The sequence below is a fragment of the Tardiphaga sp. genome (assembly GCF_044340795.1).
GTDB lineage: Bacteria > Pseudomonadota > Alphaproteobacteria > Rhizobiales > Xanthobacteraceae > Tardiphaga.
Genome location: NZ_JBIISY010000158.1, coordinates 1 through 14,391, shown reverse-complemented (window position 1 = coordinate 14,391; position 14,391 = coordinate 1). Strand labels below are relative to the sequence as shown.

The window sequence follows — 14,391 nt, the reverse complement described above, 5'->3', positions numbered from 1 at the left end:
ACAGGAATACGCCGATACAGAAAATCTCGAGCGAATGCTGGCCGCACAGGATCATCGGTCGGAGCCAGATGGATTTCAGGCCCGGCCAGTCCTTCGGCAGGAACCGGACGGTGAGCGCCGCAAGAGCCAGGAAATGGGCAAACCGCAGCACGTCCAGATCGGGCTTGTTGATGGGATACATCCACTGCTCCAGCAATTTGGGCAGCAGATGATGAATTTGCGGGATGTGCCAGGTCAGCGTCACCCAGAATGACCCCAGCAGATAGGCGACACAGATCCAGAGCATGGCTGTCGAGTTGAGGATTCGCGCCATGCGCCTGGCGCCTCCCAGCGCGCACCAGGCGCCGAATACGAACAGCAATTGCCACGCGAACGGATTGAAGGCCCACGCCCCGCTCGGATAGGCGGTGAGATGCAGGTCGAATTCCCAGGTCAGCGCATAGAGCAGCACCGACAGGCCCAGCGTCAGATCGGGACGGCGCCGCATCAACCACAGGATCAGCGGCAGGAACAGCATCAGCACGATATAGAGCGGCAGCACGTCCATATTGACCGGACGGAAGCGCAGCAGCAGCGCCTGAACGATGGTGACGTCAGGCTCCTTGAGGAAGTCGAGGATGCCCATTTCTTCCGAGTAAAGCGGATTCTGGAAGCGGGTGGCGACGTAGGAGATTTCCGCGAGGAAGATCGTGAACAGGAAGACATGGGCGACATAGATCTGCCAGACGCGCTTGAAGATGCGTGCGCTGGCAACCAGCGTGCCCTGTTCCTGCATCGCGCGGGCATAGACGAATGCGGCCGTATAGCCGGAGATGAAAATGAACATCTCCGTGGCGTCGCTGAAGCCGTAATTGCGCAGGGTGACCCAGGTCGCAAGGTTCGACGGCAGATGGTTGATGAAGATGTGCCAGAGCGCAAGACCGCGGAACAGATCGAGCCGCAACTCGCGCTCGTTCAAGGCCGTGACGGTCGGCGGAGGCTCTGCGCGCGAAGTGGCGCGAGCCGCAGCTCTGGGCGCATCGGCATGTGCAGGTCCGGCAATCGGATCGGCAACAGAGGTCATTCAACACCGCACAACGAATATCGACCAGGCAGAAAGAACCGCTTCGCCACGGTATCGCAAGTCAATTCATGGCGAGACGATTTCGTGAGGCGATCCGTCGCGGATCGTAACAACGGGGAACGCGATAGGCACGAACTGTGTTCAAACGGGGATGCCGATTTCGCGCGGCAACGGTATTTGGCCGCTTCGTTTTTTCCGCTATGTTGCTGAACTCGTCTCTTGCATCGATGACATCCCATGTACCGCGCCATCACCCGTCAGATCGAAGTTACCGTCGAACCCAATTTCATGCCCGACCGTTCGTCGGCAGAAAAACAGCAGTTCTTCTGGTCCTATACGATCGTCATCACCAATGCGGGCAAGGAGACCGTGCAGCTGAAGACGCGGCACTGGATCATCACCGACGCCTCGGGGAAGATGCAGGAAGTGCGCGGCGAGGGCGTGGTCGGCGAGCAGCCGGTGCTCGGCCCCGGCGAGCGCTTCGAATATACGTCGGGCGTACCGCTGCCGACACCATCGGGATTCATGGAAGGTACCTATCAGATGGTGACCGACCAGGGTGAGCCGTTCGAGATCGACGTGCCGCTGTTTTCGCTGGATGGGCCGAACAGGCGGGTATTGAACTAAAACCCGCCTGTCAGGGCGTTACTCGACGCCGGCTTCTTCCGGCGTGAATTCATAGACCGACGAGCAGAACTCGCAGGTCACCACGACCTTGCCGTTCTCGACCATGTCCGCGCGATCCTGCGGGTCAAAGCCCTTCAGCATGCCGGACACGGCCTCGCGCGAGCAGGAGCACTTGGCCTGCAACGGCGTCGGCGCGAAGACGCGGACCCCGCGTTCGTGGAAGAGGCGGAACAGCAGCCTTTCACCAGACAGATCGGGATCGATCAGTTCGACATCCTCGACCGTCGAAATCAGCGATTGCCCTTCGACCCAGGCGTCATCCTCCGGCACGACATCGACATTGGCGCCTTCCGGCACGTCGCCGGCATGGAGATCGCGTTGCGCGCGGTCCGAGGCCTTGGGGAGGAATTGCAGCAGCATGCCGCCGCCGCGCCAGCCATGGGTCGGGCCGCCTTCGCCACCACGCCACTCCTCGCCGACGGCAAGGCGTACCTTGGTCGGAATCTGCTCCGAGCGCAGGAAATATTCATGGGCGGCGTCTTCCAGCGTGCCGCCGTCGAGCGCGACCATGCCCTGATAGCGGCTCATGTCCGGCCCCTGATCGACGGTCATCGCGAGATGACCCTTGCCGAGCAGTTCGGCAGACGACAGTCCGTCCTTCAGGCGCTCGGCATCGAAACGCGCATAGGCACGCATGCGATCGGGTGCGCGGAAGTCGACGATCATCAGCGACACCGGACCATCGGTCTGGGTCTGCAAAATGAAGCGGCCGTCGAATTTCAGCGCCGAGCCAAGCAGCGTGGTCAGCACAATGGCTTCGCCGAGCAGCTTTGCGACCGGCGTCGGGTAATCGTGCTTGGAGAGGAGTTCGTCGAGCGCAGGCCCAAGCCGCGTCAGCCGCCCGCGCAGATCGAGCGGAGCCACGTCGAACGGCAGCACTGCATCATCGACCGGGACGGAAGACGGCGCGCGCATCGGGGTGTCGGGCTGGGTGCTGAAATCGGGGGATGAGGTCATGGGGCCTATGTGGGGGCAAAGAGCGCAAAGTGAAAGGGCCTTCGGGAACCCGTGCGTTGCGGGGATAGCCGAACAAAAAGGGCCGGCGCGTTGCCGGCCCTTTCCAAATCGTTCGCCGGCGCTGCTTAGGCGGCCTTCAACAGGCCTTCCTTCTCCAGCGCTTCCTGCACCTTCGGACGCGCGGCGACGCGGTCCTTATAGGCCATCAGGTTCTTGAACGCGGAGAGGTCGAGCTTGTGGGCGTCGGCCCAGCGCAGCATCGTAAAGAGATAGCCATCAGCGACGGTGAATTGACCACCCATCAGGTAGTCGTGGTCCGCGAGGCGGCCATCGAGATACTTGAACTTGCCGGTAAGGCGGTCGCGGAAGAAGCCCTTCACCTCGTCCGAGAAGGTCGGGTTGAACAGCGGCGAGAAGTTCTTGTGCAGCTCGCTGGTCAGGAAATTCAGGGTCTCAAGAAACGCGTAACGTTCCTCGCTGTCGCGGGCCGGCGCGAGATTCTTGGCAGCCACCTTGTCGGCGATCACCTGAACGATGATCGGGCCTTCGGTTACCACCTTGCCGTTGTCGAGACCCAGTGCGGGCACCTGGCCCTTCGGGTTGACGGCGAGAAAATCGTCGCCGTTTTCCAGCTTCTTGGCTCGGAGGTCGACCTTGACGAGATCATAGGGCAGGCCGGCTTCGAGAAGTGCGATATGCGGCGACAGCGAGCAGGCGCCGGGCGAATAATACAGCTTCATCGAAATTTCTCCTTAAGGACGTTGGGGTAACGCCGGGGCGTGACTAAATGCAACGGCATGGAATAGTCAAGATTGATGCAGATGCATCAAGTGGCTAGGATAAGCCACCATTTGGACTGTGTGATGAAACGTAAACCTTCCACCGAGGCCTCCGCGGCCTGGATCCGCCTGATGCGGGTGCAGAGCCGGGTGCTGGATTGTGTCGAGCAGGATCTGAAGCGCGCCGGCTTTCCGCCGCTCGCCTGGTTCGATGCGCTGATGGAGCTGTCGCGCGCGCCGAATGGCGAGCTGCGCCCCGTTGAGCTCGAAAAGCAGATGCTGATACCACAATATTCGACCTCGCGGCTGATCGACCGGCTGGTTGACGAGGGCCTGGCCGCGCGCCGCGAATGCGAGATGGACAAGCGGGGCCTGTTCGTGGAGATCACCGCCGCCGGGCGCGAGCTGCACAAGAAGATGGGCAGCGCCTATGCGGTAGCCATCGAGAAGCATGTCGGCTCCAAGCTGACTGACGCAGATGCAGCAAAGCTGTGCGGCCTGCTGGACCGGCTCGGTTGCGCATGCCATGACACGCCGGCAGGTTCTGCGCCGGTCGCCAAAGACGCCATTCCGGCGCGATGATGTTTCAGATTTTCCCTGCGCTGGTGTCCGGATCGGAATGCCAGCGTTCCCGACACTGCGCGCATCGGATTGCAGCGCCTTTCAACTGGACTTCCCATGGCGCGTGACCAACTCGATATGACGCCGCTGCAGTCGCGCGACGAACTCGTGGCATGGCTGGAAGCGGGCGTGAAGCCGGCGGATGAATTCCGCATCGGCACCGAGCACGAGAAGACACCCTTCACCCTCGAAGGCCATCAGCCCGTGCCTTACGAAGGCTCGCACGGCATCGAAGCATTGCTCAATGGCATGAAGCATCTGCTCGGCTGGGAGCCGATCATGGAAGGCCGCAACATCATCGGCCTCTATGATGTCACCGGCGGTGGTGCGATCTCGCTGGAGCCGGGCGGGCAGTTTGAACTGTCGGGCGCGCCGGTGGAGACGGTTCACCAGACCCAGGCCGAACTGATGGCACATCTGGCGCAGGTGCGGGAAGTGGCGACGCCGCTCGGCATTGGCTTCCTCGGTCTCGGCCTCACGCCGTCATGGTCGCGGGCACAGATCCCGGTGATGCCGAAGGGCCGATACAAGATCATGACCAACTACATGCCGAAGGTCGGCAAGTATGGTCTGGACATGATGTACCGGACCTGCACGGTGCAGACCAATCTCGATTTCTCCTCCGAAGCCGACATGGTGAAGAAGCTGCGTGTCTCGCTGGCGCTGCAGCCGGTGGCGACCGCATTGTTCGCCAATTCGCCCTTCACCGAAGGCAAGCCGAACGGTTTTCTTTCGTTCCGCTCCGAGATCTGGCGCGACACCGATAACAATCGTTCGGGCATGCTGCCCTGGGCCTTCGAATCCGGCATGGGCTTCGAGCGCTGGGTCGACTATGCGCTCGACGTTCCCATGTATTTCGTCAAGCGCGGCGACACTTACATCGACGTCTCCGGCTCCTCGTTCCGCGCGTTCTTCGAAGGCAAGAACGACAAGATGCCGGGCGAAAAGCCCACACTGTCCGATTGGGCCAATCACCTCTCGACGATCTTCCCGGAAGTCCGCCTCAAGCGTTATCTGGAAATGCGCGGCGCCGATGGCGTGACCTCGGACCGCCTGCCGGCGCTGTCCGCCTTCTGGGTTGGTCTGCTCTATGACGATGCCGCTCTCGATGCGGCCTGGGATATCGCGAGGCACTGGACCGCTCCGGAACGTCAGGCGCTGCGGGACGATGTGCCACGCTTCGGCTTCAAGGCCCGGATCAAGGACCGCTATTTGTTCGAGATCGCCAAGGAATGCCTGGCCATCGCCCATGCCGGCCTGCGCCGCCGCGCCAGGCTCGATGCCAATGGCCGGGATGAGACCCGCCACCTCGCGCCGCTCGACCGCATCATCGACAGCGGCAAGACTCCGGCGGAGGAAATGCTCGCCAAGTTCAATGGCGCCTGGGGTGGCTCGGTGGCCCCGGCCTACAAGGAATATTGCTTCTAGCTCAAGCGCTTGTGAGTTGGGTCGGCGGATTCTGTCAATCTGTTCATCGGGCGTACAGGTGTTGCGCGTTCCAATGGGGCTCGTCGATCGCCCTGTGACAACCAGCCGGAAGCCCGTTTGCATGTTGAGGAGCCGCCTGTTCGGAGCGTGTTGGGGCGCATTGGCCATGCTGGTGCTGGCAATGACGGCCCCTGCGCAGGCGCAGACCAATTTCGACAGGCCGGGTGGCGACTATCAGCGTTCGGTGTCGATGTCCGGCGATCCCGCCGAATGCGCGCTGATCTGCGAGCGCGACCGCAAGTGCCGGGCCTGGAGCTTCAATTATCCCAGCGATAATTCCGAAAACGCCGTGTGCTGGCTGAAGGATAAGGTCCCGCCACGCATCCAGAGCTATTGCTGCGTCTCCGGTGTTCGCGGTGCCGGTGTCATCGAGCCGCGCAGCGGGCCGGTGGAGATCTCGACCGATCGCTGGGGCGGCGACTATCGCTCCTTTGAGGTGAAGAACGACGACAAGGCCGAGCGCGGCGATGTCTGCCGCGATGCCTGCCAGGGCGACAACAAATGCCGCGCCTGGACCTTCGCCCGGCCGGGCTATGCCGGCAAGAGTGCCCGCTGCTTCCTGAAAAACGACATCAAGCCGCCGCGGCGCAAACCGGGATTCGTTTCAGGCGTTGTAAGGTGAGGCCCGACGACAATCGCCAGCAATGGAGCTGACAGATGACGCATATTCTCCGCACTGCCATCGGTGGCACAGCCTTGATGGCTCTCACCACGGTGGCGGCCGTCGCGCATCATGGCTGGGGCAGTTATGACGCCGCCAAGCCGGTCACCGTGACCGGGCCGATCGAGAGCCTGAAATTCGAGAATCCGCATGCCACCGTCGTCATCAAGGGCAGCGACAAGGCGTGGACCGTGACGCTGGCGCCGACCTCGCGCATGACCTCGCGCGGCGCTTCGGCCGACGTCGTTGCTGTCGGCAAGACGGCGTCGGCCTATGGCTATCCGTCCACGGTGGAGAAGGACGAGATGCGTGCCGAGCGCATCACGGTCGACGGCAAGACTTACGAACTGCGCTAGCGGCATCGCCCGATGACGGAAGCTGCTCCCGCACTATTCGTCGCCATGGAAGCGTCTGGCATTGGCGCGGCGATCCGACAGTCGCGCTGGCTCTATATGCTTGCCAATGTCGGTCACATCGTCGCGCTGGTGTTCTTCGCCGGGGCCATTGCGGTGATGGACACGCGTCTCGCGGGCGGCCTTTCGGCCACAGCGCCCGGCCCGTTGCTGCGCAAGGCACGGCAGTTTGCGATCGCAGCCTTTGCCGGCCTGATCATCACCGGCCTCGTGCTGTTTACGGCCGAAGCCAGCCATGTGGTGCTGAACCGCGTGTTCCAGATCAAGGTCGGGCTGATCGTGCTGGGCTTGCTCAATATCGTCTGGGTCGAGCGGGCCATTATGCCCAAGGTCGCTGCCTTGCCGCCGCTTGCGCCGATGCCGGCCGGCGCCAAGCAAGGTGCTCTGGCGTCGCTGGCGATCTGGCTCAGCGTCGCGATCTGCGGTCGCGCGATCGCTTATTTCTGACGACCTTTCGTAGGGTGGGCACGCTCCGCTTTGCCCACCCTACGGTCGGTGCTTCAATGCACGCCCGTGAAGAACCGCGCAAAACGCAGGCCGGACCACCAGTTGGTCATCGGCTGGCTGCGGACGCCGAGGTCCCATGAACCGACAATGGCATCGACGCGGCCGACGAGATTGTCCATCGGCAGCAGGCCGACACCGCCCTGCCGAACGGGCACACGGCTGTCCGCGGAATTATCGCGGTTGTCGCCCATCACGAACAGGTGGCCGGGTGGCACGGTCACGTCCGGTGTGTTGTCGAGCCGGCCGTTGTTGCGCAGCTTGAAGATCGGATGTGCGACCCCGCCAGGCAGTGTTTCAACATAACGCTGGGCGGGCTCCGAGCTGCCGCTGTCGTCTTCGGCCGCACCGATGCCGTCGGCCTGCACGGCGGCAGCCTTGCCATTGATCCAGACCTGGCCGCCGCGCAACTCCACATGATCGCCGGGCAGGCCGATCACGCGCTTGACCCAGACCTGCGAGCGATCGCCGGGCCAGCGAAACACCACCACATCGCCGCGCTTTGGTGTCGAGGCGAAGACGCGGCTCGTTTCCGGAAACGCGACATGGATCGGCAGCGAGGCGGTGGAGTAGCCATAGGGGAATTTCGTCGCCAGCAGCGCGTCGCCGATCAGCAGCGTCGGCTCCATGGAGGCGGAGGGGACGTAGAATGGCTCGGCCAGCGCGCCCTTGCCGAGAAACACGATGCCGACAATGGCGGCGATCTGCGCAATCTGGCTACCCCAGCGCTTGGCGGTGCTGCCGGCCGAATCCGTCGTGGTTTCCGTGCTCACGAGCCCGTTCCTCCGATCGTCACCTTGTCCATGCGCAGCGTCGGCTGGCCGACGCCCACCGGCACGCCCTGCCCATGCTTGCCGCAGGTGCCGATGCCGTCGTCGAGGGCGAGATCGTTGCCGATCATGCTGATGCGGTGCAGGTCGGTGGGACCATTGCCGATCATCATCGCGCCTTTCAGCGGCGCGCCGATCTTGCCGTTCTCGATCTTGTAGGCCTCGGTGCACTGGAATACGTATTTGCCGGAGGTGATGTCGACCTGGCCGCCGCCGAAATTCACGGCATAGATGCCGTTTTTCACCGAAGCGAGGATTTCCGCGGGATCGCGCTGGCCGGCCAGCATGTAGGTGTTGGTCATGCGCGGCATCGGCACATGGGCATAGCCCTGGCGGCGGCCATTGCCGGTGGGCTTCATGCCCATCAGGCGCGCGTTCTGGCGGTCCTGCATGTAGCCGACCAGGATGCCGTCCTCAATCAGCGTGGTGCGGTTGGTCGGCGTGCCTTCGTCGTCGATGGAGAGCGAGCCGCGGCGCGATGAGATAGTGCCGTCATCCACCACAGTGACGCCCTTGGCGGCCACCTGCTGGCCGAGCAAGCCTGCGAAAGCCGAGGTCTTCTTGCGATTGAAATCGCCTTCGAGCCCGTGGCCAACGGCTTCATGCAGCATCACGCCGGGCCAGCCGGGGCCAAGCACAACGTCCATCTCGCCAGCGGGGGCGGGGATCGAGTCGAGATTCACAACGGCCTCGCGCAGCGCGCCATCGGCGGCGGCGCGCCAGTTGGCGCTTTCGATGAAGCGGGCATAGCCCTCGCGGCCGCCATAGCCCTTGCTGCCGCTTTCCTGCCGGTCACCCTGGCCGGCGACCACGGTGATATTCACGCGCACCAATGGGCGGATGTCGCGATAGCTCTCGCCATCCGGCCGGATGATTTCCACCACCTGCCAGCTCGCGCCGAGCGAGACCGAGACCTGGCGCACGCGCGGGTCCTTGTCGCGCACATAGGCGTCGATCTCGGCCAAGAGCTTCACCTTGGCCTCGAAGCCCGGGGCATCGAGCGGATTGTCGTCGTTGTAGAGCTTCACATTCGTGTGAGAGGGAGCCGCGGCGAAGGTGCCGTTGTAGCCGCCGCGCACCGCGTTCACGGCGTCCGCCGCCCGGATCAGCGCCGGGATCGAGACATCCGAGGAATGCGCATAACCGACTGCGTCGTCTTTCACGGCGCGGAGGCCAAAGCCCTGCGCGGTGTCATAGGTCGCCTGTTTCAGCCGGCCATTGTCGAAGCTGAGCGCCTCGCTCTGGCTGTATTCGAGAAACAACTCGCCATCGTCTGCTCCCTGCAGCCCCCTGAGCAGTTCGCGGCGGACTTCGTCGCGGTCGAGATTGGCACGGTCGAGCAGGGAGGTGGTGACGAGGCTGGTCATGCAGGCTCCAAAAACGGCAGGCATTGCTGCGCCGGAAGGCGGTTTCACCTTGTAGCGGCAACCCGGGATCGGGTCGCCTTACATTGGCGTAATCTCGGACGATACAGGTGTTCGCCGGGGAAGATAGGTACGGGGTTACAAAATGGGAGGGGCTTTCCGGCGCGGCTCCGGTTCCAGTTTGGAGCGATTACAAACTGGCGCGGTGGTTCGCCCTGTGGCGGTGCGGTAAGCGTAGGTCATTGCCGCAGCGGGCGCTGAGACCCGACGCAGTTCGTCCTCCAGCTTGATATCCCCGCTGCTTATGGCCTCCCCGATCAAATCCGCTTTCCTTCAGGTTCACTCCATCATCGGCCTCGCGATTGCGTTGGTGGTCGGTCTGATGGGCCTCACCGGTGCGATGCTGTCCTTCGAGGACGAGATCGTGGCCGCGCTCAATCGCGATGTGGCGAAGGTCGAGTTGCGCTCGGCCCCGGTGCTGACGCCGGATCAGATCGTGGCGAAGCTGCAAGGCCAGCCCGGTGCCGGCCAGGTTCAGTTGATGTTGCTGTCGAGCGAGCCGGGCGCTGCGGTGCGCGCGCGCTTTGCGCGCAACGAGGCCGGTGAGCGGTCGTCGGTTTTTGTCGATCCCTATGACGGACGGATCCTTGCGCCTGTGAGCGGCGAGGGCCTCTTTGCCACGCTGCGCAACCTGCATCGCTTCCTGCTGCTGCCGGGCAATGGCAATGGTTATGGCCGCCTGATCACCGGCGTATCGGCGATCGGCCTGCTGGTGCTGCTCATTTCCGGCATGGTGCTGCGCTGGCCGCGTCGTGTGCGCAGCATCAGGATGTGGCTGAAGCCGAATCTGGCGATGCCGGGCCGCGCCTTTCACTGGTCGCTGCATAGCGTGGTCGGCACCTGGGTGCTGCCGGTCTATGTGGTGATTATTCTGACTGGCCTCTGGTGGTCGTTCGATTGGTACCGCACCAGTGCCACCTGGCTGCTGTCGAGCAAGCCGCCGGTTGCCGCGAAGGCGCCTGCGAAAGCCAAGGGTGGCGCCAGGCCTGCGAGTGCGGACGAGGCCGCGGCGACGCCATCACTGGATCGCGCATGGGCGACATTCCTCGCCGAACAGGGCAGTCACTACGCCAATGTCTATCTCGCGGTGCCGAATGGCCCGGGCCCCGTGCGCTTGCGCTCGCTGGCCAAGGACGCGCCGCATGATGTGGCCCGCGACGATTTCCGCATCGATGGCGCCACCGGCCGCGTCATTGCCGTCGAGCGTTACGCGGACAAATCCGTCGGCGACAGCATCTTGCAGCGGGTCCTGCAGATCCACACCGGCGCGGCGTTCGGGCTGGTCGGCCGCATCCTGTTCATGATCGCGGCCGCGCTGATGCCGCTGTTCACGGTCACCGGCTTCATCCTGTATCTCTCGCGCCGGCGGTTGAAGGCGCAGTCGAGGCCCAGCCGCAATCACCGCCGTGCGGCGGGACTGGTGGCTGGCGAATAGGCTGTAGCCCGAATGGAGCGAAGCGCAATCCGGGGACCGGCGTTTCCGTTGCTTCTACAGATCCCGGATTACGCTGCGCTCCATCCGGGCTACGCCTGCGCGTTTACGGCAGCTTGTCGTAGCCATCTCCGAGCCCATTCAGGCTTAGCGGAAAACCGATGCCTTCTTCCGGGGTCTCGAAGATGATGAAGGTCGCGGTCTTGGCGGTGCGCAACTGGCCGAGTAGCTTGTCGTCCATCACAACTTCCGCGACGCAGCCATTGGGCAGGCAGCGCACGAAGCCGGCGCGACCGACATCCTGATTGTCGAGCTTGAGGCCGAGGCCGGAGGGCAGCAGCACGCCGAGCGGCGCCACAACGCGCATCAGCTTGCTCTTCTGGTCGGCGGTCTTGAGCACGATCACCGTGAGGCCGGCATTGGAGCGGTCTTCCGCCACAACGCTCTGGATCAGCGCGCATTGCTCGGCCTGTGCGCCAGGCGGGGTGTCGCAACGGATCTGCCAGTCACCATGCGTCGACTTCACGGCGCCTTGTGCGCTGGCGGCGACGGGCGCGGCGAGCAAGGCCGCAAATGTCAGAAAACCGAGCGTGAGGCGGCGCCAGCTTGTGGTCGGCTGCTGCTGCGATGTCGAAAGCCTCATCCGGATCGATCCTTCGGGGTCGTGTGTGGTGCAGGATTCTTCAGGGCTCATGGTCAGTGGTCTCTGCAATGGGTTTGGCAGCACTGTGAACGCTGTTCGATCTGAAGAATTCCAGAGCGCGGAATGATACTGCAATGACGGCGCCTTGAAGGCGGCCACGACAGCTGCTTGCGCGCCGATTGTGGCGAATCATTTACCCGATCATCGCATATTTCGTGCCTAAAGCGGGCATCGTCGGTGTCAAGCGCCGTCATAGGTGACTGACATTTGTCACTGAATCGCTGCGGCGAATACGACCTTGGTGCAATACCGGCGAATGCAGTCCCGGATACCGCACTCCTGCATTGCGACAGGTCAAGAATTATGGTTTGAGAAGCTGGATTTCGACGCATTCTAACGAGCGGGCTTATGGGGCCTTGGTCGATTGCCTTGGGCAATTTGTCCGTTTGTTCGAGAGGGGGTCGGGCCGCATACTCGGGAAATACCGGGATGCGTAAGATTTTACATGGGAGCGCACGCGGCATGAGGATGCTGAGGGGCCAGTTTGGCCACCGGTTGCTGGGGTTAGCGGTTGTTGGGGCCGGTCTCGCTGTTAGCGGCGCTGCCTTTGCTCAGGTGACGGGTCAGCCCGCGCCGTGGGAGTACAAGCTTCAGGAAGCGGCCACGCCGGTGATGGAGAACATCACCTGGTTTCACAATTTCCTGCTCTGGCTGATCACCGCCATTACGCTGTTCGTGCTGGCGCTGCTCATCGTCGTGGTGGTCAAGTTCAATTCCAAGGCCAATCCGGTCCCGTCCAAGACGACCCATAACACGTTGATCGAAGTGGCGTGGACGATCATTCCGGTGCTGATCCTGGTTGCTGTCGCGGTGCCGTCGTTCCGGTTGCTGTTCCTGCAGCTCGACATTCCGAAAGCCGACCTGACCATCAAGGCCACCGGCAAGCAGTGGTTCTGGACCTATTCCTATCCGGACAATGGCCCGTTCGAATTCGACTCGCTGATGGCCCAGGACAAGCAGCCGCGCCTGCTTGCCGTCGATAACGAAGTGGTGGTGCCGGTGAACAAGGTGGTTCGCGTGCAGACCACGGCCGCCGACGTGATCCACTCCTTCGCGGTGCCGTCCTTCGGCATCAAGATCGACGCAATCCCGGGCCGCCTCAACGAGACCTGGTTCAAGGCCACCAAGACCGGTTGGTTCTACGGCCAGTGCTCGGAACTGTGCGGCAAGGACCACGCCTATATGCCGATCGCGATCCGCGTCGTTACCGAGCAGGAATTCGCGGCCTGGATCGAGGCGGCGAAGAAGAAGTTCGCCAGCAACCCGTCGAGCACGTTTGCATCGGCCGGGACGGTGCAGGCGCAGTGAGGCGCGCGGGGCCGGAAGGCCCCGAGCCGATCTGATTTGAGGAATTGGGCGAGGGGACCGCGAGGTCCGAAAAGACTGCCAAGACGACGAAGCAGGATTTGAAAATGGCAACGACCGCGGCAACACCGGCTCATACTGATCACGCTCACGACGATCATGCGCATGCGCATCCGACCGGGTGGCGTCGTTACGTCTATTCGACGAACCATAAGGACATCGGCACGATGTACCTTATCTTCGCGATCTGCGCCGGCGTGATCGGCGGCCTGATGTCGATCCTGATCCGCATCGAGCTGATGTATCCGGGCGTGCAGATATTCCACGAGGCGCACACCTACAACGTCTTCGTCACCTCGCACGGCCTGATCATGATCTTCTTCATGGTGATGCCCGCGATGATCGGCGGCTTCGGCAACTGGATGGTGCCGCTGATGATCGGTGCGCCGGACATGGCCTTCCCGCGCATGAACAACGTGTCGTTCTGGCTGCTGCCCGCCGCGTTCGCGCTGCTCATCATCTCCACTTTCGTGGAAGGCGAGCCCGGCGCCAATGGTGTCGGTGCCGGCTGGACCATGTATGCGCCGCTCTCGACCTCGGGTCATCCGGGTCCTGCCGTCGACTTCGCGATCCTGTCGCTGCATATCGCCGGTGCGTCGTCGATCCTTGGCGCCATCAACTTCATCACCACCATCTTCAACATGCGCGCGCCGGGCATGACCCTGCACAAAATGCCGCTGTTCGTGTGGTCGATCCTGGTCACCGTGTTCCTGCTTTTGCTGTCGCTGCCGGTTCTCGCGGGCGCCATCACCATGCTGCTGACGGACCGTAACTTCGGCACGACGTTCTTCGCGGCCGAAGGCGGCGGCGATCCGGTGCTGTTCCAGCATCTGTTCTGGTTCTTCGGCCACCCCGAGGTGTACATCCTGATTCTGCCCGGCTTCGGCATGATCTCGCAGATCATCTCGACCTTCTCGAAGAAGCCGGTGTTCGGCTATCTCGGCATGGCCTATGCGATGGTCGCCATCGGCGGCATCGGCTTCGTCGTGTGGGCGCACCACATGTACACCGTGGGCATGTCCTCGGCGACGCAGGCCTACTTCGTCGCCGCCACCATGGTCATCGCGGTGCCCACGGGCGTGAAGATCTTCTCATGGATCGCCACCATGTGGGGCGGTTCTATCGAGTTCAAGGCGCCGATGGTCTGGGCCGTGGGCTTCGTGTTCCTGTTCACCCTCGGCGGCGTCACCGGCGTCGTGCTGGCCAATGCCGGTGTCGATCGCGTGTTGCAGGATACCTACTACGTCGTGGCACACTTCCATTATGTGCTGTCGCTCGGCGCCGTGTTCGCCATTTTCGCCGGCTGGTACTACTGGTTCCCGAAGATGTTCGGCTACATGTATTCGGACTTCATCGCCAAGCTCCACTTCTGGGTCACCTTCATCGGCGTCAACCTGGTGTTCTTCCCGCAACACTTCCTCGGCCTGTCCGGCATGCCCCGCCGTTACATCGACTACCCGGATG

Annotated in this window: 15 protein-coding genes; 9 read left to right on the top strand and 6 right to left on the bottom strand. The window is 62.8% G+C overall.

Features of this window, described 5'->3' with window-relative positions; translation table 11 throughout:
* Positions 1-1,063 (bottom strand): OpgC domain-containing protein (locus ACIQ17_RS22245; protein ID WP_398471326.1); only part of this gene is annotated, 1,063 nt, incomplete at its 3' end.
* A gap of 237 nt (positions 1,064-1,300) precedes the next feature.
* On the opposite strand from ACIQ17_RS22245, the gene apaG reads away from it, so the two are divergent.
* Positions 1,301-1,690 carry a Co2+/Mg2+ efflux protein ApaG gene (apaG, locus tag ACIQ17_RS22240; protein WP_398471324.1) on the top strand — a complete coding sequence of 130 codons (390 nt, stop codon included), beginning with the start codon at positions 1,301-1,303 and terminating at the stop codon, positions 1,688-1,690.
* 18 nt (positions 1,691-1,708) lie between these two features.
* On the opposite strand, the gene ACIQ17_RS22235 is transcribed toward apaG, so the two are convergent.
* Both ACIQ17_RS22235 and gstA read right to left on the bottom strand, forming a co-directional pair.
* The gene (locus ACIQ17_RS22235; RefSeq protein ID WP_398471323.1) at positions 1,709-2,707 is read right to left on the bottom strand and encodes an Hsp33 family molecular chaperone; all 999 of its coding nucleotides are present in this window, start codon (positions 2,705-2,707) and stop codon (positions 1,709-1,711) included.
* A gap of 125 nt (positions 2,708-2,832) precedes the next feature.
* Positions 2,833-3,447, bottom strand: a complete 615-nt coding sequence (gene gstA, locus ACIQ17_RS22230) for a glutathione transferase GstA (protein WP_398471321.1) — start codon at positions 3,445-3,447, stop codon at positions 2,833-2,835.
* A 123-nt stretch (positions 3,448-3,570) separates the two neighbouring features.
* On the opposite strand from gstA, the gene ACIQ17_RS22225 reads away from it, so the two are divergent.
* The 5 genes from ACIQ17_RS22225 to ACIQ17_RS22205 all read left to right on the top strand — a co-directional run bounded on the left by ACIQ17_RS22225 (position 3,571) and on the right by ACIQ17_RS22205 (position 7,116).
* Positions 3,571-4,068, top strand: coding sequence for a MarR family winged helix-turn-helix transcriptional regulator (locus ACIQ17_RS22225; RefSeq protein WP_398471327.1), 498 nt, complete (start codon positions 3,571-3,573; stop codon positions 4,066-4,068).
* A 96-nt stretch (positions 4,069-4,164) separates the two neighbouring features.
* Positions 4,165-5,535, top strand: a complete 1,371-nt coding sequence (locus ACIQ17_RS22220; RefSeq protein WP_398471320.1) for a glutamate--cysteine ligase — start codon at positions 4,165-4,167, stop codon at positions 5,533-5,535.
* A gap of 121 nt (positions 5,536-5,656) precedes the next feature.
* Complete coding sequence (locus ACIQ17_RS22215; protein ID WP_398471319.1) at positions 5,657-6,217, top strand: PAN domain-containing protein; 561 nt, start codon at positions 5,657-5,659, stop codon at positions 6,215-6,217.
* 35 nt (positions 6,218-6,252) lie between these two features.
* Positions 6,253-6,612 (top strand): DUF6152 family protein, encoded by a 360-nt coding sequence (locus ACIQ17_RS22210; RefSeq protein WP_398471318.1) that lies wholly within the window; start codon positions 6,253-6,255, stop codon positions 6,610-6,612.
* A 12-nt stretch (positions 6,613-6,624) separates the two neighbouring features.
* Positions 6,625-7,116 carry a DUF6644 family protein gene (locus tag ACIQ17_RS22205; RefSeq protein WP_398471317.1) on the top strand — a complete coding sequence of 164 codons (492 nt, stop codon included), beginning with the start codon at positions 6,625-6,627 and terminating at the stop codon, positions 7,114-7,116.
* 53 nt (positions 7,117-7,169) lie between these two features.
* Here the strand turns inward: ACIQ17_RS22205 and lepB are convergent, their stop codons facing one another.
* Together lepB and tldD are read right to left on the bottom strand one after the other, a co-directional pair.
* Positions 7,170-7,946 (bottom strand): signal peptidase I, encoded by a 777-nt coding sequence (lepB, locus tag ACIQ17_RS22200; protein ID WP_398471316.1) that lies wholly within the window; start codon positions 7,944-7,946, stop codon positions 7,170-7,172.
* Positions 7,943-9,370, bottom strand: a complete 1,428-nt coding sequence (gene tldD / locus ACIQ17_RS22195; protein ID WP_398471315.1) for a metalloprotease TldD — start codon at positions 9,368-9,370, stop codon at positions 7,943-7,945. Before tldD ends, lepB begins: the two co-directional genes overlap by 4 nt.
* Positions 9,371-9,671: 301 nt before the next feature.
* Between tldD and ACIQ17_RS22190 the strand changes: the two genes are divergently transcribed.
* Positions 9,672-10,862 (top strand): PepSY-associated TM helix domain-containing protein, encoded by a 1,191-nt coding sequence (locus ACIQ17_RS22190; RefSeq protein ID WP_398471313.1) that lies wholly within the window; start codon positions 9,672-9,674, stop codon positions 10,860-10,862.
* A 103-nt stretch (positions 10,863-10,965) separates the two neighbouring features.
* Here the strand turns inward: ACIQ17_RS22190 and ACIQ17_RS22185 are convergent, their stop codons facing one another.
* A complete protein-coding gene (locus ACIQ17_RS22185) occupies positions 10,966-11,502 on the bottom strand; it encodes an invasion associated locus B family protein (protein WP_398471312.1) in 537 nt (178 codons plus the stop codon).
* A 522-nt stretch (positions 11,503-12,024) separates the two neighbouring features.
* Between ACIQ17_RS22185 and coxB the strand changes: the two genes are divergently transcribed.
* Both coxB and ACIQ17_RS22175 read left to right on the top strand, forming a co-directional pair.
* Entirely contained in the window at positions 12,025-12,870 is an 846-nt protein-coding gene (coxB, locus tag ACIQ17_RS22180; RefSeq protein WP_398471311.1) for a cytochrome c oxidase subunit II, read from the top strand.
* Positions 12,871-12,974: 104 nt separating this feature from the next.
* The coding region (locus ACIQ17_RS22175; RefSeq protein WP_398471310.1) for a cytochrome c oxidase subunit 1 at positions 12,975-14,391 on the top strand (1,417 nt) is incomplete at its 3' end.